General features: G+C 61.9%; 25 protein-coding genes and 2 rRNA genes. 19 read left to right on the top strand and 8 right to left on the bottom strand.

Annotated elements, in window-relative coordinates; all coding sequences use genetic code 11:
- The 3 genes from H597_RS0112170 to H597_RS0112160 form a co-directional block, all read left to right on the top strand.
- A 23S ribosomal RNA gene (locus tag H597_RS0112170) occupies positions 1-125 on the top strand; the annotation flags it as partial.
- An 86-nt stretch (positions 126-211) separates the two neighbouring features.
- Positions 212-324, top strand: a 5S ribosomal RNA gene (gene rrf / locus H597_RS0112165).
- Positions 325-407: 83 nt separating this feature from the next.
- Positions 408-2,168 (top strand): DUF885 domain-containing protein, encoded by a 1,761-nt coding sequence (locus H597_RS0112160; RefSeq protein ID WP_051293722.1) that lies wholly within the window; start codon positions 408-410, stop codon positions 2,166-2,168.
- A 3-nt stretch (positions 2,169-2,171) separates the two neighbouring features.
- On the opposite strand, the gene H597_RS0112155 is transcribed toward H597_RS0112160, so the two are convergent.
- The 3 genes from H597_RS0112155 to H597_RS0112145 form a co-directional block, all read right to left on the bottom strand.
- Entirely contained in the window at positions 2,172-2,522 is a 351-nt protein-coding gene (locus H597_RS0112155; RefSeq protein ID WP_028102394.1) for a DUF1840 domain-containing protein, read from the bottom strand.
- 69 nt (positions 2,523-2,591) lie between these two features.
- A complete protein-coding gene (locus H597_RS0112150; protein ID WP_051293721.1) occupies positions 2,592-3,104 on the bottom strand; it encodes a hypothetical protein in 513 nt (170 codons plus the stop codon).
- Positions 3,105-3,134: 30 nt separating this feature from the next.
- On the bottom strand, positions 3,135-5,429 hold the full coding sequence (locus H597_RS0112145) for a TonB-dependent receptor domain-containing protein (protein ID WP_028102392.1): 2,295 nt from the start codon (positions 5,427-5,429) through the stop codon (positions 3,135-3,137).
- Between the two features lie 235 nt (positions 5,430-5,664).
- Between H597_RS0112145 and H597_RS34805 the strand changes: the two genes are divergently transcribed.
- Entirely contained in the window at positions 5,665-6,096 is a 432-nt protein-coding gene (locus H597_RS34805; protein WP_154668075.1) for a hypothetical protein, read from the top strand.
- Positions 6,093-7,469, top strand: coding sequence for a hypothetical protein (locus H597_RS0112135; RefSeq protein WP_154668074.1), 1,377 nt, complete (start codon positions 6,093-6,095; stop codon positions 7,467-7,469). Before H597_RS34805 ends, H597_RS0112135 begins: the two co-directional genes overlap by 4 nt.
- On the opposite strand, the gene H597_RS0112130 is transcribed toward H597_RS0112135, so the two are convergent.
- Together H597_RS0112130 and H597_RS0112125 are read right to left on the bottom strand one after the other, a co-directional pair.
- Positions 7,466-8,986 carry a YifB family Mg chelatase-like AAA ATPase gene (locus tag H597_RS0112130; RefSeq protein WP_028102389.1) on the bottom strand — a complete coding sequence of 507 codons (1,521 nt, stop codon included), beginning with the start codon at positions 8,984-8,986 and terminating at the stop codon, positions 7,466-7,468. The genes H597_RS0112135 and H597_RS0112130 overlap by 4 nt on opposite strands.
- Positions 8,987-9,141: 155 nt before the next feature.
- Positions 9,142-9,384, bottom strand: coding sequence for an accessory factor UbiK family protein (locus H597_RS0112125; RefSeq protein WP_028102388.1), 243 nt, complete (start codon positions 9,382-9,384; stop codon positions 9,142-9,144).
- A 193-nt stretch (positions 9,385-9,577) separates the two neighbouring features.
- On the opposite strand from H597_RS0112125, the gene H597_RS0112120 reads away from it, so the two are divergent.
- The 12 genes from H597_RS0112120 to H597_RS0112065 all read left to right on the top strand — a co-directional run bounded on the left by H597_RS0112120 (position 9,578) and on the right by H597_RS0112065 (position 20,827).
- Entirely contained in the window at positions 9,578-10,339 is a 762-nt protein-coding gene (locus H597_RS0112120; RefSeq protein WP_028102387.1) for a TorF family putative porin, read from the top strand.
- Between the two features lie 12 nt (positions 10,340-10,351).
- Positions 10,352-10,690: a P-II family nitrogen regulator gene (locus tag H597_RS0112115; RefSeq protein ID WP_028102386.1), complete on the top strand. Its 339-nt coding sequence runs from the start codon at positions 10,352-10,354 to the stop codon at positions 10,688-10,690.
- An 11-nt stretch (positions 10,691-10,701) separates the two neighbouring features.
- Positions 10,702-12,255 (top strand): ammonium transporter, encoded by a 1,554-nt coding sequence (locus tag H597_RS0112110; RefSeq protein ID WP_028102385.1) that lies wholly within the window; start codon positions 10,702-10,704, stop codon positions 12,253-12,255.
- A gap of 152 nt (positions 12,256-12,407) precedes the next feature.
- A complete protein-coding gene (gene gshA / locus H597_RS0112105) occupies positions 12,408-13,706 on the top strand; it encodes a glutamate--cysteine ligase (RefSeq protein WP_028102384.1) in 1,299 nt (432 codons plus the stop codon).
- 93 nt (positions 13,707-13,799) lie between these two features.
- Positions 13,800-14,750 (top strand): glutathione synthase, encoded by a 951-nt coding sequence (gene gshB, locus H597_RS0112100; RefSeq protein WP_028102383.1) that lies wholly within the window; start codon positions 13,800-13,802, stop codon positions 14,748-14,750.
- Positions 14,751-14,752: 2 nt separating this feature from the next.
- Positions 14,753-15,154 carry a PTS sugar transporter subunit IIA gene (locus H597_RS0112095; RefSeq protein WP_028102382.1) on the top strand — a complete coding sequence of 134 codons (402 nt, stop codon included), beginning with the start codon at positions 14,753-14,755 and terminating at the stop codon, positions 15,152-15,154.
- A gap of 12 nt (positions 15,155-15,166) precedes the next feature.
- Positions 15,167-15,436, top strand: coding sequence for an HPr family phosphocarrier protein (locus tag H597_RS0112090; RefSeq protein WP_028102381.1), 270 nt, complete (start codon positions 15,167-15,169; stop codon positions 15,434-15,436).
- Between the two features lie 18 nt (positions 15,437-15,454).
- Positions 15,455-17,203: a phosphoenolpyruvate--protein phosphotransferase gene (ptsP, locus tag H597_RS0112085; RefSeq protein ID WP_028102380.1), complete on the top strand. Its 1,749-nt coding sequence runs from the start codon at positions 15,455-15,457 to the stop codon at positions 17,201-17,203.
- 26 nt (positions 17,204-17,229) lie between these two features.
- Positions 17,230-18,387 carry a homoserine O-succinyltransferase MetX gene (gene metX / locus H597_RS0112080; protein WP_035373948.1) on the top strand — a complete coding sequence of 386 codons (1,158 nt, stop codon included), beginning with the start codon at positions 17,230-17,232 and terminating at the stop codon, positions 18,385-18,387.
- A complete protein-coding gene (metW, locus tag H597_RS0112075) occupies positions 18,384-18,995 on the top strand; it encodes a methionine biosynthesis protein MetW (protein WP_028102378.1) in 612 nt (203 codons plus the stop codon). The genes metX and metW overlap by 4 nt, the downstream gene beginning before the upstream one ends.
- A gap of 22 nt (positions 18,996-19,017) precedes the next feature.
- Complete coding sequence (locus tag H597_RS0112070) at positions 19,018-19,908, top strand: M48 family metallopeptidase (RefSeq protein ID WP_028102377.1); 891 nt, start codon at positions 19,018-19,020, stop codon at positions 19,906-19,908.
- Between the two features lies 1 nt (position 19,909).
- Positions 19,910-20,827 (top strand): pseudouridine synthase, encoded by a 918-nt coding sequence (locus H597_RS0112065; RefSeq protein WP_028102376.1) that lies wholly within the window; start codon positions 19,910-19,912, stop codon positions 20,825-20,827.
- Here the strand turns inward: H597_RS0112065 and H597_RS0112060 are convergent.
- Together H597_RS0112060 and H597_RS0112055 are read right to left on the bottom strand one after the other, a co-directional pair.
- On the bottom strand, positions 20,824-21,525 hold the full coding sequence (locus H597_RS0112060; protein WP_028102375.1) for a hypothetical protein: 702 nt from the start codon (positions 21,523-21,525) through the stop codon (positions 20,824-20,826). The two genes, H597_RS0112065 and H597_RS0112060, sit on opposite strands and share 4 nt — an antisense overlap.
- 31 nt (positions 21,526-21,556) lie before the next feature.
- On the bottom strand, positions 21,557-22,588 hold the full coding sequence (locus tag H597_RS0112055; protein ID WP_028102374.1) for an AraC family transcriptional regulator: 1,032 nt from the start codon (positions 22,586-22,588) through the stop codon (positions 21,557-21,559).
- A gap of 91 nt (positions 22,589-22,679) precedes the next feature.
- Between H597_RS0112055 and H597_RS0112050 the strand changes: the two genes are divergently transcribed.
- Together H597_RS0112050 and H597_RS0112045 are read left to right on the top strand one after the other, a co-directional pair.
- Complete coding sequence (locus H597_RS0112050; protein ID WP_229632154.1) at positions 22,680-23,657, top strand: 2Fe-2S iron-sulfur cluster-binding protein; 978 nt, start codon at positions 22,680-22,682, stop codon at positions 23,655-23,657.
- A complete protein-coding gene (locus H597_RS0112045) occupies positions 23,654-24,790 on the top strand; it encodes an alkane 1-monooxygenase (RefSeq protein WP_028102372.1) in 1,137 nt (378 codons plus the stop codon). The genes H597_RS0112050 and H597_RS0112045 overlap by 4 nt, the downstream gene beginning before the upstream one ends.
- Here the strand turns inward: H597_RS0112045 and H597_RS0112040 are convergent.
- Positions 24,768-25,169, bottom strand: coding sequence for a hypothetical protein (locus H597_RS0112040; protein WP_028102371.1), 402 nt, complete (start codon positions 25,167-25,169; stop codon positions 24,768-24,770). The genes H597_RS0112045 and H597_RS0112040 overlap by 23 nt on opposite strands.
- Positions 25,170-25,284: the final 115 nt, after the last annotated feature.

Here is a 25,284-nt window from a genome sequence, read left to right as displayed (position 1 = left end):
TGAGATTTCCCAGAGCCTTGAGCTCTTTGAAGGGTCGTTCGAGACCAGGACGTTGATAGGTCAGGTGTGGAAGTGCAGTAATGCATTAAGCTAACTGATACTAATTGCCCGTACGGCTTGTCCCTATAACCTTGACGGTTATGTAGCACTTACCCGTGTTTGAGAACACTACCCCTCCTTTTACTTCTTCCCGGATTGTTGACAAGTTATGCCTGATGACCATAGCAAGTCGGTCCCACCCCTTCCCATCCCGAACAGGACCGTGAAACGACTTTGCGCCGATGATAGTGCTGCAACCAGTGTGAAAGTAGGTTATTGTCAGGCTCTTATTAGAAAAGCCCGCTAACGTGTGTTAGCGGGCTTTTTGCTTTACTATACGGCACGCAATTCTTTGTAAAGGAATCACGATGCCGATCCCGAAAATTCTCAGTGGCCTTACCTTGGCCCTGCTCTCCCTGCACGTCGCTGCGGCCACCGAGCCAGCTTGGGTCACCAAGAGCAATGACAACGCCAAGCTGCTGTTAAACGTACAAGCCAAGTATTCACCTGAAAGCGCGAGCAGCCTGGGTGTGGACGGCTACGACGAACAGATTACCGATATGTCGCGCGACCTCTTCGAGGCGAACAATAAAGACACACGCGCAGTAATCACCGAGCTCAAGCGGCGCTTGAAGGTAGAGGCCGACCCGAAGATCAAACAGGACTTGGAGATCCTGATCGGCGCTGCGGAGGACCAGCTGCGCTCAGCCGCCGTCAACCGCAAACACCTGTTGCCATTCGTCGACGTAACCCAGCTGTTGTTTGGCGTCATGCGTCAGACGCTGGATCCGCGTATTCCAAAAGAGCGCCAGAAAACACTGCTGGTCCGCATGGAAAAATATGCCGGCATTACCAAGGGTTACCGACCGATCACCGAGCTGGCCTACGAGCGCTACCTTGAGCGGCAGAAAGCCGACAAGAACCTCTTGGGCCCCTACAAGGGCGAGGTCGAGCAGTCGCTGACGGCCGCGCCCGCCATGATCAAGGGGATGAAAGACTTGCTCAGCAAGAGCGAGCTCAAGGGCTGGGAGCCCGCATTTGCTGCGATTGAGGCCCAGCTGACGGCATACAACGCCAAACTCAAAGACCAGATCCTGCCGAAAGCACGCGCCGACCATCGCCTGCCGCCTGAAGTTTACGCTGACAATCTGCATCAGTTCGGCGTAGACATCGCACCTAAAGAGCTGATTGCCAAGGCCTTGACCTCTTTTGCGGAGATTCGCAACCAGATGGCGATCACCGCCAGCCTGATCGCCAAGGAACGCAAGCTGCCCAACCCCGATTACCGCGCCGTCATGCTGGAGCTGAAAAAGCAGCAGATTCCAGCTGACCAGGTGATGCCGCTATATGGCGATCGCCTGTCGCAGATCGAATCCACCGTGCGTCAGCAGAGCATCGTCACCCTGCCGGAGCGCAAGGCTGTCATCCGCCTGGCGAGCGAAGCGGAGAATGCACAGCAACCTGCGCCGCATATGAGCCCGCCACGCTTGATCGGCAACACCGGCGAGTATGGTGAGTTTGTGCTGACCACCGGCATGCCGCCTGATGCCAACGGCAAGAAATTGGCATTTGATGATTTCACTCACGAAGCTGGCACTTGGACCCTGACCGCGCATGAAGCACGTCCGGGCCACGAACTGCAGTTCGCCAAGATGATCGAAATGGGCGTATCGATCGCGCGTGGCGTGTTTGCCTTTAACAGCGTCAATGTGGAAGGCTGGGCCCTGTACGCGGAAGCGGAAATGCAGCCATTCGAACCGCTCGATGGCCAGCTGTTCGCGCTGCAGGCGCGTATGATGCGCGCGGCCCGTGCCTTCCTCGATCCGATGGTCAACCTGGGCGAGATTACCCCGGATGGCGTGAAATCGTTTCTGATGGACGAAGTTGGGCTGTCTGAGGGCATGGCGGCGCAGGAGATGCAGCGCTATACCTTCCGCGCTCCAGGCCAGGCCACCTCATATTTCTACGGCTACCAGCGCCTGATGGAAACCCGCCAGGCGGCGGAGGTGGCCTTGCGCCGGAAATTCAATCGCAAAGCCTTCAATGACTTTGTGCTGGCCCAGGGGATGTTGCCGCCTGCGCTGCTGCGCAAGGCGGTAATGGAAGAGTTCGTCCCAGCGCAACGCTGAACGCTACACGCCCCACACGATATCGTGTCCGCCCGTCTGGGCGGCACGCAGCATTTCAAGCAGGGGGAAGGCGCGCTGTGCAAAGCCGACCTTCTGCGTTTCGCCAAATTCGGCATCGCCATCATCGTCCGGCAGCCCATGGCTCGGCATGTGGGTCGCGTGTTCGGAATCGACTTCCGGATGCAGTTTGCTTAACGCAACTTCCTTCTCCAGCAGCTGCAGGGCCTGGGAAGCCTCCGCCGCCGTGATCACCCCCCGCGTGGGGCTCTTCTTCAGCAGATCCATGATGCGTTCGACATGCTCGCGAGCCATCATCACTTCCGGCGACGATATGGAATTAAATTTGATCAACATGGTGTGCTTCCCGTGGTTTGTTGATGTGCTAATACGATAGCACGAGTGCAGTCGCGTGCGTCGTATCTCTTAATTCAATTTAAACGAACTCAGGAATGTATCAACCGTATCCACATCAAAATGTTTCTGGTTCCCCAGCATGACGACCTGGTAGACGCGCTTATCCTTTGCCAGGAAGCGCCCATGCAGCGCCATTGGCGCACCGTTCGGCGCCGCACCGCGCGCTTCGACCTCGAATGCCCCGTTCTTGCTGCTCTCCTTCGTAATGGTCCCGCCGATATTGCGTACCATGGCAAGCTTCATTGCCTGCACGGCGAGCGCGGCCTTTCCCGCATCCGCTAATTCAGCTGTGCCGACGGCGAACATCGTACCGTCGACCTCCGCCGCCGACATGGTCATCTTCACTTCCTGCCCATCGAGATTGACGGGGCGGGTATACGTTGCGGCTTTGCCGGGCAGCATGACGGTGTAGGGCGCATCGGCGCTGTGGAAATCGCGCCAGTTGAACTTCGGACTGCAAGCAGCCAGTACGCCGGCCGTGAAGAGCACCACGCATGCCGATTTCGGGATTGATTTTTTCATATCCCGAATGGTAGCACCTTGCAGCGTCGCTTAATCGCCGCCAGGGCCCATACCAGGCGGCGGGCCCATGCCGGGACCACCGTGTCCGCGCATTCCACCAGGGCCGTGCTCAGGCCCGCCCTCGCGCCGCACGCCATTCACCCCGCCGAAGCGGTAGGACAGACCAAGGTACACGATACGGCCATCAAATCGGCGCAGCGATTGCTCGCGCAGGGCATAGGTATCGGTGATGGTGGAAATCCTGTTGCTGTTGAAGACGTCCGTGGCGTTCAGCACGAATGCCAGCTGCGGCGTGATGGCGTGGCGCCAGGTCAGGTTCAGCGTGGTGTTCGGCTCGCGGTAGCCTTGACCGGTCAGCATCTTTCCCTGTGCCTGTACGGCAGCCTGCAGCATGTCGCTGGCGGTGGCTTGCCAGTTCAGGCGCAGCCGTCCGCTCAATGACGATGCGGTACGCTTGGACTGGTCGCCGTTCGCTTCCAGCACGTTCTGCTCAAAGCGGGCCGCATTCCCGCTCAGGTTCAGCGTCAGCGTTGGCAGCAGCTTGCCGGTCAGGGTGAACTCCATGCCGCCGGAGCGCGTACTGCCGGCGTTTTCGCGCGTTGTCAGCAACACGTTATTGCCGATGAAGTATTTGCGGTCCAGGATCGAATCGGTCTCATCGCGGAAGTAGCCGCGCAGGTTGGTTTCCAGGCCGAACAGGCGGGTTTCATAACCCAGCTCGAACGAGTCGGTCTGGGCTGGCTTCAGTTTCGGGTTGCCGGAGGAGACGTTCAGCTCATCGCGATAGACCACGAAGGGATTCAGGTCCTGTGCGTTAGGACGGCGCAGGCGGTGCGCGTACGCGAAGCGCAGCGTTGATGTATCGTCGATCTTATAGGTCACGAAAAAGCTGGGGATCAGGTTCGTATAGCTGTTGCCGGCGACAGTCTGGCTGGTCAGTTGGTCGATCTCCATTTCAGTACGTTCGGCGCGCAGGCCGGCCTGCATACCCCACTGTTCGTTCAAACGCATCTGGTACGAACCGTATGCCGCGTAGATCGTCTCCTTCATGTCGAATGCATTGCTGCGTAGTGCGTTCGGCGATCCTTCCAGCGTGACCGGGTCGATATTGGTGTAATCGACGCTCGAGTCATTGCGGTTCTGGACGATCTTGTAACCGAGTTTGGTCAGGCCGCCGAACATATTGGCTTCGTAGTCGCCGGTGAAGTCGATGATTTCGGTCTTGTTGTGGTTTTGTTGCGCGCTGTCCAACTGGCTGCCAAAAGGCGGACGCACTACATAGCTGTTGCGATAGGCGTTATCAGAATCGTTGGTGGAGTTCGAGACGCGCAGGTCCATCTTGAAGGTGTCGCCGGGCGTCGCGCCCTTATGGTCCCAGCGCGCAGTCCACGAATAATTCTTGCTCTCGCCTTCGCGCACTGTGCTGCGCAGATAGTCATCGGTAACAATGCCACCGGCGTCGGTCGACACATAGCGGTCGGTCGCATGGCCGTCATTGGTACGCTGGGAATAGGCGACCTGGGCGCCAACAGTGTCGTTCGCCCCGAGGTTGTAGGTGACGCCGCCGTTCAAGGCGGCATTGTCATTGAGACCGCTCGATTGCGCATGCTGGTCACTGTGCGACAGGCTGCCGCTGCGCGGGTCGATGCGATCGCGCACGGTATCGCCAACGGAATTGCGGCCGTCATGCCGGACATTGATGCCGCCCTGGAATCCCCACAGGCCTTCGTTATAGCTGCCCGAGAGGGCGCTGTTATAGCGGCCTGCCGTGCCGTAATTGGCGTTGGCCACGCCGAAGCCGCCGGGGCGGCGCGAGCGTTTCATCACAAGGTTGATGATCGGGCCGCCGCCGCCTTCGTTGCCGAACTGCGCTCCGGGGTTGTTGATCACCTCCACTGACTCCAGGTCGTCGGCCGGAATGGCTTGCAGCGCCGGGCCGCGGTTGTCGCCTTGCAGCATGGCGGAAGGCTTGCCGTCGACATAGATCTGGACATTGCTGCTGCCACGCAGCGTCAGCGAGCCGTCCGGATCGACGTTGACGGAAGGGACGTTGTTCAAGGCATCGGCGGCGGAGCTGTTGCTGGTCGATGCGTCCGACTTCACGTCATAGACCTGGCGGTCGATGCGGTTGGTTGGGCGCTCGGCGGCGACCGTTACGCTGGTGATGGCGCCCGGCTCGGGACTGGATTCCTTCTTGACGGCGGCTGGCGCGGCGACGTTCTTTTCCGGCTGGGAAGCCGGTGATTGCGCAGCGGCGTTACCGCAGCATAAAAGGATCAAGAGCGGGCCGGCAGCATAGGGCGAGTAACGGTATTGGATCGTCATGGTGCGGGCATTCTAGCCAACAAACGGCAGCAAAAGTCAGCGATTTACTTGAAATTACATATGAAACTTCAGGACATGGAGCATGCGCTTGCTGGAATTTCCTGTGGTGATTTTTTCGGCCTGTGACATTTCGAGAGCATCTTTTTCATCAAGGCATATCAGAATCTCGGGTTGGGCCTTTGACAAAGATCAAACAGCACTTCCGGCCTGATAAAAATCAACTGGGGAATTCGATATGTATGCAAGGATATTGGAAGATGGTCGTTTCAATTTTGAGCACGACAGAATACTAAGTCGCGCGGTTCCGCTTACCTTATCCGTGAAGGCCGATAACGCAGTAGTGGCCGACATTCTCATTTCGGTAAGGGACGCAAGCCACCGGGACCTGCTGCGCGTGAATGATGGAATTCCTTTATCGACAGGCGATGTAGCTGGCGGCGTTGTGCGGGTCGCAATCGACCTGTCGAAATACCCGGCTGCGCGCTACATCATCTGGAACACCTGGGCCAACTATCCGCAAAGTGACCAGGTCGTCTTCACGGAGTCGATCAAGGTCGAGCAAGGCGCGGTGGTCTGGAATGCGCACGTGAAAGCGCAAATGCCGAAGGAGTTCAAGATTGCGGCGGTTGAAAGCGATGGGCTGTTCATCGGAGCGCCATTGCCATGAAATATTTAGCCCACCGTTTATTGGCGCTGCTCTTGCTGGTGCTCCAGGTGCAGTTGGCAAATGCCGCCGACGATGTGGTCGTGATCGGGGCGAGCCGGTACCAGGAATTGGGGCGCTATGTCGATGTGAAGACAGGGGAAATCGTCGTGCGCCTGAAACCTATTCCCGGTCCGCCGCCTGAGCAAGCGGTCGAAAAGCCGGTCGCGAGCAATATGGCGGCACCGGTCGCTCATTCGGCAGAGCCGACCACCGGCGGCAGCGCGCCTGCAGAACAACTGCCAAAAATCCGGGAAGAGCTCAGGGACGCACTCGCCAGGGAGGCCAATGCGAATATTACTGACTCTCCAGGCTTGAGCGTACTTGGCGTCGGCGCAGGCGAAATTAATCGCGCCATGACGCCCAAGGACGTCGCGGTGTCGCTGGCCAAGGGCACCGACGCCACAGGCAAAGTGAAGGAGGGTGTTGCGCTCCAATTCTCGCCGGCCAACGTCTTCTTCCCTTCCACGCTCATTGGCGGTACGACGTATGAGGATTCGTGGTGGATGGGGCCATGGGCGCGTACTTCGATCGAGCTGGCGACGTCCAGCTCCGACGACAAACGCCTAGGCCAGCAGGCCGCTGCGTCATTGACGATTGGCCTGATCGACAAAGCCGATCCGCGCCTGGCGTGGAAGATGCCAGATGACTGCGCAAGAAAGAGCATGGCCGAAATCGGCGTCCCGCCGAAACCGGTGCAGCTGATGTCGGAAGCGGAAAAGGCAGCCTGGCAGGAATGGGAGAGCGCAGGGGTAAGGAAGGCTCAGGCCTGTTACCGTCAGCGTGCTTCCGAGGTAAGCAATTTGCTGTGGAAGCTGCCGCGCTGGTATGTCGGTTATGCGAAGTCTTGGAAAACGGGCGAGGGCGACAAACTGAACGACCTGTCGGGTGGTCCAAGGATGGTTTGGATGACCTATTCGCAAGGATTTGACTTCCTGAATCCGCACAATGCCTCGGCCACCGGCCGAACCTTGTTCGAACTCGCCGCCAACAGAAAATGGCAGCTGCCAGTCCAGGATGAAAAAGACGATAGCAAGCTGCTGCGCGAGGATCGCGCGGACGTCATCGCCCGCCTGCGGTATAGCCGCGATCGCTGGAACGCTTTCATCGATTATGGCCTGGCCCGCGTTCGAACCGATGGCTTGTTATCGGCCAATGTGCGCCGCTTCGGCTACGGCGCCGAATACAAAGTGCGCGAGGACTTGTGGGTGGTGCTCGGAAGCGTCCAGGAGCGCGGATTCGTGAACGGCGACAAACGCAACCTGCTGAACTTTGGTTTGAAGTTTGGCCAAACGGACAAGCAATCGCTGGAAGCGGTCGGGCCTTCGAAGGACTAGAGTTGCCGCAGGGCCCGCCGCAACTGGATGGCTTCGGATATATGCCGGGCGCCGACATGCTTATTCCCCTCCATGTCGGCCACGGTACGCGCCACGCGCAGCACGCGATGGTAGGCGCGCGCTGACCAGTGCAGCTTGTGCATGGCATCGCGTAATACGGCCTGGCCGCCGCTATCGGGCCTGCAGAAACGGTCGATTTCGCGCGGTGTGAGCTGCTGGTTGGATTTGCCTTGCCGTGCGAGCTGGCGTTCAAAGGCGGCATGTACCCGGGCGGCGATTGAAGCGGAGAGCTCGCCGACGGCATCGGCCTGCAGTATGTCAGGCGGCACCGGGCCCACTTCAATCTGCATGTCGATCCGGTCGAGCAGCGGGCCGGATACGCGGCTTTGATAGCGCAGGATCTGGTCGGGCGTGCATTGGCATAAGCCGGCGGGGTGGCCGAGGTATCCGCAAGGGCAGGGATTCATCGCGGCGATCAGTTGAAAGCGGGCGGGAAAATCCGCATGGCGCGTGGCACGGGCGATGGTGACGCGGCCCGACTCCAGCGGCTCGCGCAGCACTTCCAATACGCGCCGGTCGAATTCCGGAAGCTCATCGAGGAAAAGCACGCCGCAATGGGCCAATGAAATTTCGCCGGGGCGCGGTACGCTGCCGCCTCCGACCAATGCCGCGCCCGAGGAGGTATGGTGCGGGGCCCGAAAAGGTCGCACCTTCCAGCCTTCGACGGTGAAGCCGTTGATCAGCGATTGCACGGCGGCCGCTTCCAGCGCTTCGTCGTCCGTCATCATCGGCAGCAGGCCGGCGAAGCGGGTGGCCAGCATGGTCTTGCCGGCGCCGGGCGGACCGACCAGCAGCACGGAATGGCGGCCGGCGGCGGCGATTTCCATGGCGCGCTTGGCATTCAGCTGTCCTTTGACGTCGGCAAAGTCCGGAATGACGGGCGGCAGCGGCAGGGGCTGCGCCACATGGCGCGCCAGGGCGAAGCTGGCATCGGCGTCGGCGGAGAAGTGGGCGCAGACCTGCAGCAGCGTGGCAGCCGGATAGATGGCGGCGTCGGCAACCAGCGCAGCCTCATCGGCGTTAGCCATGGGCAAGATGAAGCCGCGCCTGCGGCCGCCGGTCGAGCGCTGCATGGCGTAAGTCATGGCCAGCGCACCGCGGATCGGACGCAGCTCTCCGGTCAGCGAAAGCTCGCCAGCAAATTCGAAGTGTTCCAGCGCTGCTGCCGGAACCTGGTTGGAAGCGGCCAGGATGCCGATAGCGATCGGCAAATCGAAGCGGCCGGATTCTTTTGGAAGGTCGGCCGGCGCCAGATTGACGGTGATGCGGTGTTCCGGCAGCTTGAAGCCGGCGTTGGTGATGGCGGCGCGAACCCGGTCGCGCGACTCCTTCACTTCCGTGTCGGCCAGGCCCACGATTGTGAAGGCCGGCAGGCCGTTGGCGAGATGGACTTCCACGCTGACCTCCGGCGCCTGCATGCCGGACAGCGCGCGGCTTTTGATGACTGCGATGCTCATGAGGATCTCCCCGGGCTCAACTGTCATCGTAGAGCCAGGGCAGGGGTGGACTTTGAGCTGGCACAAGACTCGTGCAAGAGCCCAGCGGGCGCCTACGCCTTACTGAATTCCCATGCGCTCTCTGGCAGCCATGAGCGTGCCAGCCACCGGACGCATCACTTGCTGGCCAGCTTGGCCTCCAGCTCTGCCAAACGTGCCTCCATCAATTCCAGCTTGGCGCGGGCCTTGGCCAGCATCTGGGCCTGGATATCGAATTCCTCGCGGGTCACCAGGTCCAGCTTGGCGAAGCCCTGGGTCATCATTGCTTTGACGTTCTTTTCAATATCCTTGGCCGGCGAGTTTTCGATGACCTGGTTGACCTTCTGTTGCAAGTCGTTGAAGAAGGCGTTCATGTCCATGTTGTTCATTCCTGATATGTGAGGTTCTCGCACCACAACGGTGCGACTTTGGCATTAATTGGTGCGGAAAACTGCCCTAACATCAAATCACGCACGAGTTATGGCTGGCACGCAATCTGCTACTGAGTAGGAAAGCTTTTGTTTCAGACTGAATTTTAAACCGCAATAAAAGTTCACTCAAAAGGAAATCGCCATGATTCATAAGAGCAAGAAGCTGGGCCTCGCCGCTGCAATCGCGTTGGCAATGGCAATGACGGGAACCGGCGTGGCTCAAGCAGCCGATGCCGCACCCGAGGCGAAGCCTGATAACGAGTTCAGCTATAACGCGGCCCTGGTCAGCGACTACCGTTACCGCGGTATCTCGCAAACCCGCTTGAAACCTGCGCTGCAAGGCGGCGCCGACTGGGTCAACAATCCGACCGGTTTCTATGCGGGCGCCTGGGCCTCGACCATCAAGTGGATCAAGGACAGCGGCGGGGATGCGTCGGTTGAAATCGACCTGTACGGCGGCAAGCGCGGCGAAATCGGGCAGGGCGTCAGCTATGACGTGGGCTTCCTGGCCTATGTCTATCCCTCCAATCAGCTCAACCCCAGCACCAATACCCGCGAGCTGTACGGCCAGCTTGGCTATGGTCCCGCGACCTTGAAGTATTCCCATTCGGTGAGCAACCTGTTTGGCTTCGCAGACAGCAAGCACAGCAGCTATCTGGACGCTTCGCTCAACCAGGACCTGGGCCAGGGCTTCGTGCTGAACCTGCATGCGGGCCACCAGAAAGTGAAAAACTGGGGCGCCTTCAGCTATACCGACTGGAAGGTCGGCGTCACCAAGGACTTTGGCGTCGCCAGCGTGGCGCTGGCCTACATCGATACCAATAACAACAACTATCTCGCCCCAAGCAATGGCAAGAACCTGGGCAAGGGCGGCGTCGTGCTGACCGTGTCCAAAACCTTCTGAAGAGGCATTCGTATGAAAATGATTACTGCCATTATCAAGCCGTTCAAGCTCGACGAAGTGCGTGAAGCGCTGTCGGCCATCAACGTGCAAGGCATTACGGTGACGGAAGTGAAAGGCTTTGGCCGCCAAAAAGGCCACACCGAGCTGTACCGCGGGGCGGAATACGTGGTCGATTTCCTGCCCAAGACCAAGATCGAGGCAGCGGTTGACGACGCCATCGTCGACCAGGCGATCGAGGCGATCGAAAATGCGGCCCGCACCGGCAAGATCGGCGACGGCAAGATTTTCGTTTCCTCGCTGGAGCAAGTTATCCGTATCCGTACCGGCGAAACCGGCAACGAAGCACTGTAAGGGGAACCGTGATGCAAAAGACCATGAAGAAATGGCTGGCGGGGGTGACTGTCCTGTTGGCCTTCAGCGCAGCCTTGCCTGTGCTGGCGCAAGACGCCAAGCCGGCCGAAGCAACGGCCGCCGCTGCCGCCGCTGCCGCTTCGGCGGTGGCGCCTGCCGCGGCGCCGGCCGCTGTCGCTGCTGCACCAGCAGCGGCTGCGCCGGCTACGGCCGCTCCAGCCGCTCCAGCCGCCGCACCGGTGGCGCAGAAGGGCGATACCGCCTGGATGTTCGTGTCCACCGTGCTGGTGATCATGATGACCATCCCGGGCCTGGCCCTGTTCTACGGCGGCCTGGTGCGCTCGAAGAATATGCTGTCCGTGCTGCTGCAGGTGTTCTTCATCTTCGCGCTGATCATCGTGCTGTGGTGCCTGTACGGTTATTCGCTTGCCTTCACGGAGGGCAATGCCTTCTACGGCGGTTTCAGCCGACTGGCGCTGATGGATATCTACGACCCGATCAAGGGCGCCTTCAAGAGCGCGGCGACCTTCAGCAAGGGCGTTGTCATCCCTGAGTTCATCTACGTCGCATTCCAGGGCACGTTCGCGGCGATTACCTGCGGCCTGATCGTCGGCGCCTTTGCCGAGCGCGTGCGCTTCTCGGCCGTGGTGAGCTTCATGGTGCTGTGGTTCACCTTCAGCTACCTGCCGATCGCCCACATGGTCTGGTTCTGGACCGGTCCTGACGCAATCACCGATGCCACCACCCTGGCCAGCGAAACCGCCAAGGCCGGTTTCATCTTCCAGAGGGGCGCGCTGGACTTCGCCGGCGGCACCGTGGTGCACATCAATGCCGCCGTGGCGGGCCTGGTGGGCGCCATCCTGATCGGCAAGCGTGTCGGCTACGGCCGCGATTCCATGGCGCCGCATTCGCTGACCATGACCATGATCGGCGCTTCGCTGCTGTGGGTGGGCTGGTTCGGCTTCAACGCCGGCTCGGCGCTGGAAGCGGGCGACGTCGCTGCACTGGCCTTCGTCAACACCTTGCTGGCCACCGCGTGCGCCACCGTGTCGTGGGTCTTCGGCGAGTGGATGTTCAAGGGCAAGCCTTCCATGCTGGGCGGCGCGTCCGGCGCGGTCGCCGGCCTGGTGGCTATTACCCCGGCTTGCGGTTTCGTCGGTCCGATGGGCGCACTGGCGATCGGCTTGCTGGCCGGCGTGATCTGCCTGTGGGGCGTGAACGGCTTGAAGCGCCTGATCGGCGCCGATGACTCGCTGGACGTGTTCGGCGTGCACGGGGTGGGCGGCATCCTGGGGGCCATCCTGACCGGCGTGTTCGCGGCGCCTTCGCTGGGCGGCCAGGGCATTTTTGACTACGTTGCCAACAAGGCAAGCGCGGATTACTCGATCGCGGGCCAGGTCATGACCCAGGCAACGGCGGTGGGCATCACGATCGTCTGGTCGGCCATTGTTTCGGTGCTTGCGTACAAGCTGGTGGATCTCTTGATCGGCCTGCGCGTGCCGGAAGAAGAAGAGCGCGAAGGCCTGGACATCACCAGCCACGGCGAATCCGCATATCACGCTTGAGGCTGTGGCAACCCGGGAGCCTGACCCCAAGGTTGCCACGAACTCAACTAGAAGCGCCTTTCGGGGCGCTTTTTTTGTTCAAAAGTATCTTTTAATTGCAGGTTTTGCCCCAAAATGGAGAGTCTGCCGATACCAACCAGCAAGGAAGTCACATGGTGCCCCATCTCGTCACGGCTCTGAACGGGCCGTTACTGGATCTTGAAGAAAAGATCATTGCCGCGACCCCAGCCATCGAACGCTGGTTCCGCCTCGAGTGGCAGGAGCATACTCCGCCATTCTATGCCTCGGTCGACTTGCGCAATGCCGGCTATAAGCTGGCCCCGGTGGATACCAATCTGTTCCCTGGCGGCTTCCATTACCTGGCCAATGAAATGCTGCCGCTGTCGGTGCAGGCGGCCATGGCGGCCATCGACAAGTATTGCCCGGATGCGCGCAATCTGTTGCTGATTCCGGAAATCAAGCCGCGCCATCCGACTTACTTCCAGGGCGTGGCGCGCCTGATGCAGATCTTCCGCCAGACCGGCTTGCATGTGCGCCTGGGGTCGCTGGATCCGTCGGTGACCCAGCCGACGCCGCTGGCGCTGCCGGACGGGAATATGCTGGTGGTGGAGCCGCTGCTGCGCTCGCCGAACGGGCGCCGCCTGGGATTGAAGGATTTCGATCCTTGCACCATTTTGCTGAATAACGATCTGTCCGCCGGTATCCCGGAGATCCTGGCCAATCTGCATGAGCAGAGCCTGCTGCCGCCGCTGCATGCGGGCTGGGCGCTGCGCCGCAAGTCCAACCATTTCAATGCTTATGATGAGGTGGCGAAGAAATTTGGCAAGCTGATCGGTGTCGATCCCTGGATGGTCAATCCCTTCCACGCCAAGTGTGGCGCGGTCGACCTGGCGACCGGCGAGGGGCAGGAATGCCTGGCGTCGTCGGTGGATGCGGTGCTGGCCAAGATCCGCAAGAAGTACAAGGAATACGGGATCAAGGAGAAACCGTTCGTCATCATCAAGCCCGATGCTGGTACCTATGGCAAGGGCATCATCACGATCCGCGATGCGGCCGAGCTGAAAGAGTTGTCGGATGAGCAGCGCGCGCGCATGACCGTGATCAAGGATGGCAAGGCGGTGACCGACCTGAATATCCAGGAGGGCGTGCCGACGTTCGAGAGCATCAAAGAGGCGTTTGCCGAGCCGGTTGTTTATATGATCGACCGCTATGTGGTGGGCGGTTTCTACCGCGTGCACGGCGAGAAGGGGCCGGACCAGAATTTGAACGCGCCCGGTTCCCAGTTTGTGCCGCTGGCGTTCGCGCAGCAGCATGCGGTGCCCGATGTGAAGGCCAAGCCGGGGACGGCGGCGCCGAACCGTTTCTATGTATACGGCGTGGTGGCGCGGCTGGCGCTGCTGGCCGCTTCGCTGGAAATGGAGCGCACCGACCCGGATCCTGAGGTGTACTGAGCCGGCAAACCCGTCGGAGGGGCGCCTCGTCCGGCGGGACACGGGTTTACCGGTTTTCGGCTAGAATCAGTCGTTACATTTTTGGACTAATCCATGAAAATCGCCTTCCTCGCCGATCCGTTGTCCAGTTTTAAGATCTACAAGGACTCTACCTTTGCCATGATGGCCGAGGCGGCGCGCCGGGGGCATGAGGTGTATGCCTTCCAGCAGCGCCATATGGCCCTCAAGGAAGGCAAGGTCACGGCGCATGTCGCGCGCATCGAGCTGACCGGCGATTCGCACGACTGGTACAAGGCCGCGCCGTCGGAGGACACCAGCCTGGCCGCCTTCGACGCCGTAATCCAGCGCAAGGACCCGCCGTTCGACATGGAGTACGTCTATGGCACTTACTTGCTGCAACTGGCGGAACAACAGGGGGCGAAGGTCTTCAACAAGCCGTCCGCTATCCGCGACCACAATGAAAAGCTGTCCATCGCCCAGTTCTCGCAGTTCACCGCGCCGACCCTGGTGACCAGCGATGAAACCCGTCTGCGCGACTTCCAGGCCGAACACGGCGACGTGATCCTCAAGCCGCTGGACGGCATGGGCGGGGCCGGCATCTTCCGCGTCAAGGCCGATGGCTTGAACCTGGGCTCCATCATCGAGACCCTGACCCAGCTCGGCACCCGCACCATCATGGCGCAGCGCTACATCCCCGACATCGTCAAAGGCGACAAGCGCATCCTGCTGATCGACGGCAAGCCAGTGCCTTTCTGCCTGGCGCGCATCCCGCAGGCAGGCGAAGTGCGCGGCAACCTGGCCGCCGGCGGTACCGGCGTGGCGCAGCCGCTGTCGCAGCGCGACCGCGAAATCGCCGAAGCCCTGGGGCCGGAATTGGCGGCGCGCGGCCTGTTGCTGGTAGGATTAGACGTGATCGGCGATTACCTGACCGAGGTAAACGTCACCAGCCCGACCTGCTTCCAGGAGATCACGCAGCAGACAGGCTTCCAGGTTGCGTCCATGTTCGTCGACGCGGTGGAAGCGCGGGCAGGCAAGCAAGGATAAACATGGTAGGGATTTTATTGATGACGCATGCGCCGCTGGGCCAGGCTTTCCTGGCCGCCGCGGCACATGTGTTCCGGGCCCCGGTCGAAAAACTGGAGGCGATCGACGTGCTGGCGGACCAGGACCTGAACGAAGTGCAGAAGCTGGCGCGTGAAGCCATCGCCCGCCTCGATACGGGGGCCGGGGTGCTGGTCATGACCGATATCAAGGGCGGTACGCCTGCCAACTGCTGTAACAAGCTGGCCGATGCGGGCCAGGTCGAGGTGGTGGCGGGCATCAGTCTTCCGATGCTGCTGCGCGCCATCACTTACCGTACCGATACGCTGGACGTAGTAGTGGAAATGGCCCTGGCCGGCGCGCAGAATGGCGCGGTCAAGGTCGATAACCGTATCCGAGTCAACTAGACAAAATAAAATATGATTCAGCAAGAACTTGAAATTATCAACAAGCTCGGATTGCATGCACGTGCTTCTGCAAAATTCACCCAGCTGGCAGCCAAGTACCAGAGCGATGTCTGGCTGTCGCGCAACGGCCGCCGCATCAATGCCAAGTCCATCATGGGCGTGATGATGCTGGCCGCCGGCAAGGGCGCCAAGGTCCTGCTGGAAGCGGACGGCGCCGACGAACAGGATTGCATCAATGCCCTGACCGCGCTGGTCAACGACAAGTTCGGCGAAGGCGAGTAAATGCGGGACGGCAGCCCGATGGCATCGTTCTCTCTCCACGGTATCCCCGTTTCGCGCGGCATCGCGATCGGCCGCGCCCACATCCTGACGCCGGCGGCGCTCGATGTGAAGCACTACCTGATCTCCGAGGAGCACGTGGAAGCGGAAGTGCGGCGCCTGCAGCAGGCGCTGGCCGCCGTGCACCGCGAATTGCAGACGCTGTGGAATGAGCTGCCGAAGGATGCGCCGACGGAGCTGGGCGCCTTCATCGACGTGCATGCGCTGATCCTGTCGGATCCGATGATTTCCGAGGCGCCGCTCGACATCATCCGCAGCCGCCATTACAACGCCGAATGGGCGCTGCTGACCCAGATCGACGAACTGTCGGCGCAGTTCGACGAAATCGAAGACCCCTACCTGCGCGAGCGCAAGGCCGATATCCAGCAGGTCGCCGAGCGGGTGTTGAAAGTGTTGATGGGCAGCGAACCGCTGCTGCCCAAGCAGGCCGAACTCGAAGGCGACGAATTCCTGGCCCAGATGGTCGTGGTGGCCCACGATATCTCGCCGGCCGACATGCTGAAATTCCGCGACCGCTCCTTCATCGGCTTTGTGACCGATGTGGGCGGGCAGAACTCGCACACCGCCATCGTGGCGCGTTCGCTCGACATCCCGGCCGCAGTCGGCATGTCGCAGGCGTCGACCCTGATCCAGCAGGACGACTGGGTGATCATCGACGGCGACGCCGGCGTGGTGATCGTCACGCCGAGCGCCCAGGTGCTGGAGCAGTACCGCGAGCGCCAGATGGCGGCGATGCGCGCCCGCAAGAAGCTGGGCAAGCTGAAAAAGACGCCCGCCGTCACCAAGGACGGTACGCAGATCCTGCTGATGGCCAATATCGAGCTGCCGGAAGACTGCGAACACGCGATGGAGTCCGGCGCCAACGGCGTCGGCCTGTTCCGTTCCGAGTTCCTGTTCATGGGCCGCGACGGCAGCATGCCGTCCGAGGATGAGCAGGTCGAACAGTACACCAAGGCCGTGCTGGCCATGAAAGGCCGTCCGGTCACCATCCGCACGCTGGATATCGGCGCCGACAAGCCGCTGGACCAGATGGAGCACACTGCGCTCAATCCGGCCCTGGGCTTGCGCGCCATCCGCTATTGCCTGGCGGAGCCGCAGATTTTCCTGACCCAATTGCGCGCCATCCTGCGCGCCTCGGTGCACGGCAAGGTGCGCATCCTGATCCCGATGATGGCGCACGCCTTCGAGATCGACCAGTCGCTGGCCATGATCAAGCGCGCCAAGGCGCAGCTGGACGAAGCGGGGCACAAGTACGATCCCGCGGTGCAGGTCGGCGCCATGATCGAGATTCCCGCAGCCGCGCTGGCGCTGCCCATGTTCGTCAAGAAGATGGACTTCCTGTCCATCGGCACCAATGACCTGATCCAGTACACGCTGGCGATCGACCGCGTCGACTACGAAGTGGCCCACCTGTACAACCCGCTGCACCCGGCCATCCTGCAACTGATCGCGATGACCATCGCCGCCGGCCACAAGGCTGGCATCGAGGTGGCGGTGTGCGGCGAGATGGCGGGCGACGCCAAGCTGACCCGCCTGCTGCTGGGCATGGGACTGCGCGAATTCTCGATGCATCCGTCCCAGCTGCTGTCGGTCAAGCAGGAAATCCTGAACAGCGACCTGGGCCAGATTACGCCGCAAATGCGCAAGATCATGCGGGCCATGGATCCCGATGCCATCAGCGACGCCGTCGCCGCCCTGCAATCCCTGTAACACCAACCTTTTAAAACCGGATTCACATGCCATCGATTGGAATCGTCGCGCCGCAGACCATGCAATTTGCGGAACCCCTTCAGCTGCAGAGCGGGGCCTCCCTGCGCGACTACATGCTGATGTACGAGACCTATGGCACGCTGAATGCGGACAAGTCGAACGCGGTGCTGGTCTGCCACGCGCTGAATGCCTCGCATCACGTGGCCGGCTACTATGCCGACAATCCGAAGAATGTGGGCTGGTGGGACAATATGGTCGGCCCGGGCAAACCGCTCGATACCGACAAGTTCTTCGTCATCGGCATCAACAACCTGGGTTCCTGCTTCGGCTCGACCGGCCCGATGCACATCAATCCAGCGACCGGCAAACAGTACGGCGCCGCTTTCCCGGTGGTGACGGTGGAGGACTGGGTCGCCGCGCAGGCGCGCCTGGCCGACCAGCTGGGCATCCAGCAGTTCGCCGCCGTGATGGGCGGTTCGCTGGGCGGCATGCAGGCGCTGGCCTGGTCCATCATGTACCCGGAACGCCTGCGCCACTGCCTGGTGATTGCATCCACGCCCAAACTGTCGGCGCAGAACATCGCCTTCAACGACGTGGCGCGCCAGGCCATCCTGTCCGATTCTGATTATCACGGCGGCGATTTTTACGAACATAGCGTGGTGCCGAAGAACGGCCTCAAAGTGGCGCGCATGATCGGCCACATCACCTACCTGTCGGACGACGACATGGCCGAGAAGTTCGGCCGCAAGCTGCGCGATATCGCGGCCAGCGGCGGCGACTACAAGTTTGGTTTCGGCATCGATTTCGAGATCGAGTCCTACCTGCGCTACCAGGGCGACAAGTTCGCGGAATACTTCGACGCCAACACCTATCTCTTGATCACCAAGGCGCTCGATTACTTCGATCCTGCGCGCAAATTCGACGGGGATTTGACCAGGACGCTGGCCGCCACGCGCGCCAAGTTCTTCCTCGCGTCCTTCACCACCGACTGGCGCTTCTCGCCGGAGCGCAGCCGGGAGATCGTGCAGGCGCTGCTGGCCAACCGCCGCGAGGTGACGTACGCCGAGATCGATGCACCGCACGGCCACGACGCCTTCCTGCTCGAGGATGCGCGCTATATGAACATGGTGCGCGCCTACTACGAGCAAGTGTGGAAAGAAACGAACAAGGAACAAGCAGCATGACTTTCGATGACCTGAGCAGCGCCCGTCCCGACCTGGCTTTCATTGCGCACTGGGTGCGCGAAGGCGCCCACGTGCTGGACGTGGGTTGCGGCGACGGCGTGATGATGGATTACCTGCAGGCTGGCAAGCGCTGCACCGGCTATGGCCTGGAGCTGGCGGACGAGCAGGTGCTGGCGTCGACCAAACGCGGCGTGCGCGTGATCCAGCAGGACTTCGAGAACGGCCTGGGCATCTTCGGCGACAACTCCTTCGATACGGTGCTGTGCCTGTCTTCCCTGCAGATGATGAAGCATGTGGAAGACCTGTTGCGCGACATCGTGCGCGTGGGCCGCGAAGCCATCGTATCGTTCCCCAATTTCGCCCATTGGCCGCACCGCGTCGCCCTGCTGAAGGGCCGCATGCCGGTATCCAAATCGTTGCCCTACCAGTGGCACGACACGCCCAACGTGCGCTGCGCCACCATCTATGACTTCCAGGAGCTGGCGGAGGAGGTGGGGCTGGAAGTGATCGAATGCGTGGCCCTGGCCGAGGGCAAAATTGTTACCGTGCTGCCCAACCTGCGCGGCGACCTTGCCGTGTTCCGCTTGCGGAAAAAACAGTCCAGTTAAACCATTGTGGTATCGTAAAGCCATGAAGAAGTTCAAGCTCACTTTAATCGCCCTGGCGCTCGCCGCCGGCACCGCGTCGGCCCAGCAGGCGGCGCCGATGAATCCCAAGGCTGACGGCATCCCCGTCACCAAGCTGTCGCGCTTGCGCGTCTTCGCCGATGAGCAGGAAATGGACCAGCAGTCCAAGCTGCAGTACTCGCAACTGCTGAGCGAAGCAAAACAAAAGGAAGCCCTGGTGCCGGACAGCGATCCGCAGGTCAAACGCCTGCGCGCCATCGCGGCCCGCATCGTGCCCTACGCGCAGCGCTGGAATCCGTCCGCCGCCAATTGGCAATGGGAAGTCAACCTGCTGAATTCCGACCAGGTCAACGCCTTCTGCATGCCGGGCGGCCGCATCGCCTTCTACACCGGCATCCTGGCGAAACTGAACCTGAGCGACGATGAAGTGGCCATGGTCATGGGCCACGAAATCGCGCACGCCCTGCGCGAACACGCGCGCAAGCGCGCCGTGCAGTCGACCGCCGTGTCGATCGCCAGCAAGCTGGGCGGCGCGGTGCTGTCGTCCTACCTCGGCATCGACCCGCGCCTCACCGATGCCGGCGCCAATATGGCCGGCCAGCTGACGGTCATGAAATTCTCGCGCGGCGATGAAACCGAATCCGACCTGGTGGGGATCGACCTGGCGGCCCGCGCCGGCTTTGATCCGCGCGCCGGCATCGCCCTGTGGCAGAAGATGAGCGCCATCAATGCGCAGCAGCCGATGGAATTCCTGTCCACCCACCCGAGCGGCAACTCGCGCATTGAAGACATGCAGCGCCAGATGCCCCTGGTGTTGCCGGTGTATGCCCGCGTACGCGGCCTGGACGTGAACAAGCTGCCGCCCTACCAGGCCACCCCGCTGCCCAAGTCCTGACATGTCCCGCCCGAAGCAGGCCGCGAGCGCGCCGCCGTTGCCAATGCGCGACGGCGTCACGCCCAGCTACCTGTGGCTGCCGGAGGGCGACTGGCCGGACATGATCACCTTCATGTCCGCCAACTATCCGGCCGTGAGCGAAGCGCAGTGGCGCGGCCGCATGGCGCGCGGCGATGTGGTGGACGGCAAAGGCGTGCCGGTACAGCCGGAGTCGCGCTATGTGCGCGGCGCCCGCATCTGGTATTACCGGGAACTGGAACACGAAACGCCGATCCCATTTGAAGAAGACGTGCTGCACCAGGATGAGCATATCGTGGTGGTCGACAAGCCGCACTTCCTGCCCACCATTCCGTCCGGCCGCTTCGTCAAGGAGACCCTGCTGGTGCGCGTGCGCCGCAAGCTCGGCATCGAAGACCTGGTGCCGATCCATCGTCTGGACCGCGAAACAGCGGGGCTGGTGATTTTCTCCTGTAATCCCTCCAGCCGGGGTGCTTACCAGTCGCTGTTCCAAAAACGCCTGGTGCAGAAGGAATACGAGGCGCTGGCCGGCCCGCTACCTCCGGCAACGGCATTTCCCTTCCTCTACCGCAGCCGCATGGTGGAAGGCGACAAGTTCTTCACCATGAAGGAAGAGCCGGGCGAACCGAATTCGGAAACCATGGTCGATGTGATCGGCCCGCGCGGCGAACATATACTGTATCGCCTGTGGCCGCATACCGGCCGCCAGCACCAGCTGCGCGTGCATCTGTCCGCGCTCGGCATCCCGATCGTGAATGATGTGTTCTATCCGGTCGCCCTGCCGTGCAAGCAGGACGACGTATCCTCTCCGCTCAAGCTGTTGGCCAAGGCCATCGGCTTCCCCGACCCGCTGACAGGCGAGTGGCGCTACTTCGAAAGCCGCCGCAGCCTGGAGCCTTAGCCGAACAGGCGGCGCACCAGCAAACCAAGCGGGAACCACATGCCGAACTGGATCGCGAGGGCGATCAGCAAGGACTGGCTGGAAGGGCGCAGGCTGCCGTTGGCGGCTTCCGAAATCGTACGCGTCATCGCAGCATGCGCCACTTCACGCAGCGTCATGCCGGTGGTGGCGACTTCGGTGATGGTTTCAGCCAGCGGGATACGCGAAGTCAGGCTTGCGAGCAGGGACGGCAGCGGCTTGGGCAGGCCCGATTGCAGGTCCAGGAAGCTGCGCCACTGACCCAGGAATTTTTCAGCCAGCGGGCTGCCTGGTTCGTACTTCACACTGCGCAGGAAGGTTTCCAGGATGCCGGTGCCCAGTTTCGCGATCAGGCCAGACTGGCTTTCCACCACGCGCGCCAGGATGCCCTGCAAGCCAAGCTTATACGCCAACATACCGGTCAGGCCGGTGCCGATAATGAAGGGCGCGGCGACAAAGGCGGCGTAGATCATGGCCGAACCATGTCCGCCGCCCAGTTCACTTCTGAACAACAGCGCCACGCCGAGAGCGTTGACGACGATGGCCGCCAGCACGGCCAGCACGGTGCGCAGGATGCCGGCGCCGGCGCCGCGTGCGACGTCTCCCGCCAGCTGCTTGCCAAGGGCGATTTTGTCGATGCTGCTGTTTTCTTCAGGGGGCTGGTTCGGGGCTTGGCTCATGGACAGTTCTGCAATGTTAAAACTTGGTATTTTATATAACCTCGCGCACAGCGCGCGCACTGTCGCCAAAAGCAGACGGTGGAACGCCTTCCCAGCGCTTGAAGGCGCGGCGGAAATTGGCGATCTCGGTATAGCCAAGCGCATAGGCGATTTCCTGCACGCTCAGTTTGCCGGCCTTCAGGTGCTCGCAGGCGAGGCGGTGCCTGACCTGGTCCAGCAGTTGCTGAAACGATGTCCCTTCCGCCAGCAGCCGGCGGTGCAGGGTTCGCGGCGTACAGTTGAATAGCCGCGCGGTGACCTGCAGCGAGGGGAACTGGCCCGGCGAGGCGAGCATGGCGCGCCGGATGCGGGCGACCATCGAGGCAGGCTGGCGCAGGCGGTCGAACTCGCGCTGGCACATCGCGGCCGCTTCGCTGAACGTGGTCGGATCGGCCAGTTTGAGCGGCTGGTCCAGCACTGCAGGCGGCAGGTCGAAGCCGGTCCACTGCTGGCCGTAAAGCACTTCGCACTGGAACAGGTCCTGCGCCAGCGCGGCGTAGGGCGGTTCCGGAAAGCCGAATCCCACCGCAGCGATATGCCGGGCACCCGCGATGAAATCGAGCAGGTTTTTCACCGTCAGCGTCACCGCTTCCATCACAAGCTGGTGGATATCGCCAAGAGGCAGGGCGGGGTCAATGCGGAGCCTCAATGCCCCGCCGTCTTCTGCTGTGGCGTGGCTGATGGCAACCAGCGGCGTGCGCAGGCTGACAAAACGGTCCAGCATTTCGACGCTCTGGCGCAGCGTGGAACTGCTCATCGCCGCCAGCCCCAGCACGCCATGCGTATTGATTGGCAGGCGCGCGCCGACCAGCAATCCCAGGGCCGGTTCGCCGGAGGTCGCCACCGCGTCGGTCAGCAGGGCGTGATAGGCGGGAAAGGGCAGGGTGACGCTCGTGTCGCTGAGCTGGTCCGGCTGCAAGCCGTGGCGCGCCAGCCAGGCGCCGGCATCGGCGCCGCCGCTTGTCAGCTGGTCGGCAATCTGGCGCAGGTAATAGACGGGGAAGAGCGGTGCGGACGTGGTCATGCGCCAATTGTCAATAAATGACCCATGCTTGTCAATTACGGCCCTGCCGCTGCGAGGCCGGCCTGCCTAGACTGGTTTCATGTTGACTTTCATGCGAACGAAGCGCCCCGTGACGGCGTACATCAATGGCTGCGCCATCGGCGTCGAGCCGAAAGAAACCTTGCTGCAGGCAGCCTTGCGCGCCGGCCTGGCTTTTCCGCATAGCTGCCGTACGGGCAGTTGCACGAGCTGCAAATGCCGGCTGCTGGCGGGGGACGTGCAGGAGCTGACCGACGCCGCCTATGTACTGGGCGGAGAGCCGGGCAGCATCCTTGCCTGCCAGAGCGTGCCGTTGTCCGACGTGTCGATCGAGGTCGACCTGTCGCGCCCCGCGGCGCCGCGCGAAGTGCAGGGACGTATCGTCGGCCAGCGCCAGCTGACGCACGACATCGCGGAACTGTGCGTCCAGTTGGACGACACCCTCCATTACAAGGCCGGCCAGTTTGCCGAATTGTCGATCGATGCGCTGCCCGGCGTGCGCCGCAGCTATTCCTTCGCGACGCCGGTACGGCCGGACAGCAAAGTGCTGTTTCATATTCGCCGGGTGCGGGGCGGCGAATTTTCGGTGCTGGCCAACGACGCGCCGCTTCTGGGCAAGCGGGTGGCGCTGCGCGGCCCCGCAGGCGACTTCTGGCTGCGTCCAGGCCGCGATCCAGTGCTGATGGCGGCGGGGGGCAGCGGCCTGGCGCCCATCCTCGCCATGCTGCACCAGGCGCTGGAGGAGCGCGCCATGCCGCCGGTCACCTTGCTGTTCGGCGTACGCGAGCAGCGCGACCTGTATGCGCAGCAGGAGATCGGCGGGCTCGCCGCCGCCTGGCAGGCGCCTTTCCGTTACCAGCCCGTTGTCGGCGCCGGGCGCGACGCGCTGGTCCACGCGGCCGGGGCGGCGCTGGCGGCCGATACGCGCGCCTACCTGTGTGGTTCGCCCGGCATGGTGGACAGCATCAGCGTGCGGCTGCAAGCACTTGGCCTGGACGCCAGCCGTATTCATGCCGACCGTTTTCACACCCGACAGGAGCTGGCCCAGTGAACTTCCTCCACTATCTCAAGTACTTCCTGTTCCATCTGATCGGATTGTTCGCCGCCGTGAACCTGCTTGCCGGCGGCAGCTGGATCGGCACCGGCCTGCTGGCCATCTTGGGCTTGTATGTGCTGGGCGATATCCTGTGCGGCGACGATACGTCGGTGCCGCGGCTGCAGGCCGGGTGGCTGCTGACGGCCCAGCTGTGGCTGGCCTTGCCCCTGCTGGCGCTGATTGTCTTTATTTCCACCTGGACGGCGTGCCGCGGCGACCCGCTCGGATTCGGCGCCTGGATCACGCACGCCAGCGGCTACGACGTGCTGGCGGCGCGCGCCGCCACGCCCGCATGGCAGCATTGCGCCGCCGTGGTGCAGACCGGCTTGATGATCGGCATGGTGGGCACGATTCCTGGCCACGAGCTGACCCATCGCACGCGGGATCCGCTATCGATGCTGATTGGGCGCTGGCTGCTGGCCTTCAGCGTCGACACGGCCTTCTCGATCGAGCACGTGTATGGCCACCACCGCTATGTCTCGACCACGCTTGATCCGGCGACGGCGCCGCGCGGCCGCAATGTGTATTGGCACATCGTGGTATCCACGATCAAGGGCAATATCAGTGCATGGGAGATTGAAACGCGCCGCCTGGCGCGGCGCGGGTACGCGCGCTTTGGCTGGCGCAATGCCTATTTGCGGGGACATTTGATGAGCGTTGTCCTGGTGGGCGCCGCATGGGCCATGGGCGGCGGCCGCGCGGCGCTGTACTTCATCCTGTGCGCGCTGACTGGGAAGGCGATGCTGGAGATCGTCAACTACATGGAGCATTACGGCCTGGTACGCGACCCGGGGACGCCGGTGCAGCCGCGCCATTCATGGAATACCAACCGCCGCATCAGCTCCTGGGCCATGTTCAACCTGACGCGCCACTCGCACCACCATGCGAACGCGAACGTGCACTACCAGGACCTGAATCCCTTCCCGGATGCGCCAATGATGGCCAGCGGCTACCTCGGCACGATGATGCTGGCGCTGGTGCCGCCGCTTTGGCATCGCTTGATGGCGCCCAGGCTGGCGGCCTGGGACCGCGACCATGCCACCGATGCCGAGCGCGCGCTGGCGCTCAGTGCGAAGGTGCGGACTTAGGGCTGTAGCTGGAGCCTGGCGGGGCCCAGAACAGCGGACCTTTCGGGGAGATCTGCAGATTGTCGCTCAAACCCTGCTTTTTCAATTCGCGGCGCAAGCCTTCCACGCCGTCTTCGCTCTCGATGATGAAGGCTTCGTCGATCACGTCGCCGTAATGGCGGTTGGTGGTTTCAATCGCCAGTTCGACCAGGTCGCCTTCGGCTTCGATGCTCCACAGGTGCACATCCTCATCCTCGGCGAAAGTCTTGAAGCGCCACGTGCCTTTGTCGGTCTGCACGAACTGGATCGTGTCGAACTGCTCTTCGGTGGCTTCGGACTCTTCGTCGCTGATAAAGCTGCTCTTGATGGTCAGCAGGAAAAGGACAAGTACAGATTTCATTTTCGGTTCCCGGGCGATTTTTATCCCCTTATTATAGGCGCCCATCCGATGCCCCGGCTCGCGCGGGAAGTAGGGAGGCGCGCTTGCGGGGCTGCTCGCAAACCGCCAACGAACG

The organism is Pseudoduganella violaceinigra DSM 15887 (genome assembly GCF_000425385.1).
Classification (GTDB): domain Bacteria; phylum Pseudomonadota; class Gammaproteobacteria; order Burkholderiales; family Burkholderiaceae_D; genus Rugamonas; species Rugamonas violaceinigra.
Note: the sequence above shows the minus strand (reverse complement) of the source record. Positions and strands in the feature narration are given on the sequence as shown.

Coding starts and splice junctions, on each gene's coding strand:
- H597_RS0112110 (WP_028102385.1), top strand. CDS start 10,702: ATGCAAAAGACCATGAAGAAATGGCTGGCGGGGGTGACTGTCCTGTTG.
- ptsP (WP_028102380.1), top strand. CDS start 15,455: ATGGCATCGTTCTCTCTCCACGGTATCCCCGTTTCGCGCGGCATCGCG.
- gshA (WP_028102384.1), top strand. CDS start 12,408: ATGGTGCCCCATCTCGTCACGGCTCTGAACGGGCCGTTACTGGATCTT.
- H597_RS0112145 (WP_028102392.1), bottom strand. CDS start 5,429: ATGACGATCCAATACCGTTACTCGCCCTATGCTGCCGGCCCGCTCTTG.
- metX (WP_035373948.1), top strand. CDS start 17,230: ATGCCATCGATTGGAATCGTCGCGCCGCAGACCATGCAATTTGCGGAA.
- H597_RS34805 (WP_154668075.1), top strand. CDS start 5,665: ATGTATGCAAGGATATTGGAAGATGGTCGTTTCAATTTTGAGCACGAC.
- H597_RS0112090 (WP_028102381.1), top strand. CDS start 15,167: ATGATTCAGCAAGAACTTGAAATTATCAACAAGCTCGGATTGCATGCA.
- H597_RS0112150 (WP_051293721.1), bottom strand. CDS start 3,104: ATGAAAAAATCAATCCCGAAATCGGCATGCGTGGTGCTCTTCACGGCC.
- H597_RS0112050 (WP_229632154.1), top strand. CDS start 22,680: ATGCGAACGAAGCGCCCCGTGACGGCGTACATCAATGGCTGCGCCATC.
- H597_RS0112095 (WP_028102382.1), top strand. CDS start 14,753: ATGGTAGGGATTTTATTGATGACGCATGCGCCGCTGGGCCAGGCTTTC.
- metW (WP_028102378.1), top strand. CDS start 18,384: ATGACTTTCGATGACCTGAGCAGCGCCCGTCCCGACCTGGCTTTCATT.
- H597_RS0112120 (WP_028102387.1), top strand. CDS start 9,578: ATGATTCATAAGAGCAAGAAGCTGGGCCTCGCCGCTGCAATCGCGTTG.
- H597_RS0112115 (WP_028102386.1), top strand. CDS start 10,352: ATGAAAATGATTACTGCCATTATCAAGCCGTTCAAGCTCGACGAAGTG.
- H597_RS0112060 (WP_028102375.1), bottom strand. CDS start 21,525: ATGAGCCAAGCCCCGAACCAGCCCCCTGAAGAAAACAGCAGCATCGAC.
- H597_RS0112125 (WP_028102388.1), bottom strand. CDS start 9,384: ATGGACATGAACGCCTTCTTCAACGACTTGCAACAGAAGGTCAACCAG.
- gshB (WP_028102383.1), top strand. CDS start 13,800: ATGAAAATCGCCTTCCTCGCCGATCCGTTGTCCAGTTTTAAGATCTAC.
- H597_RS0112135 (WP_154668074.1), top strand. CDS start 6,093: ATGAAATATTTAGCCCACCGTTTATTGGCGCTGCTCTTGCTGGTGCTC.
- H597_RS0112055 (WP_028102374.1), bottom strand. CDS start 22,588: ATGACCACGTCCGCACCGCTCTTCCCCGTCTATTACCTGCGCCAGATT.
- H597_RS0112155 (WP_028102394.1), bottom strand. CDS start 2,522: ATGTTGATCAAATTTAATTCCATATCGTCGCCGGAAGTGATGATGGCT.
- H597_RS0112160 (WP_051293722.1), top strand. CDS start 408: ATGCCGATCCCGAAAATTCTCAGTGGCCTTACCTTGGCCCTGCTCTCC.
- H597_RS0112070 (WP_028102377.1), top strand. CDS start 19,018: ATGAAGAAGTTCAAGCTCACTTTAATCGCCCTGGCGCTCGCCGCCGGC.
- H597_RS0112040 (WP_028102371.1), bottom strand. CDS start 25,169: ATGAAATCTGTACTTGTCCTTTTCCTGCTGACCATCAAGAGCAGCTTT.
- H597_RS0112130 (WP_028102389.1), bottom strand. CDS start 8,986: ATGAGCATCGCAGTCATCAAAAGCCGCGCGCTGTCCGGCATGCAGGCG.
- H597_RS0112065 (WP_028102376.1), top strand. CDS start 19,910: ATGTCCCGCCCGAAGCAGGCCGCGAGCGCGCCGCCGTTGCCAATGCGC.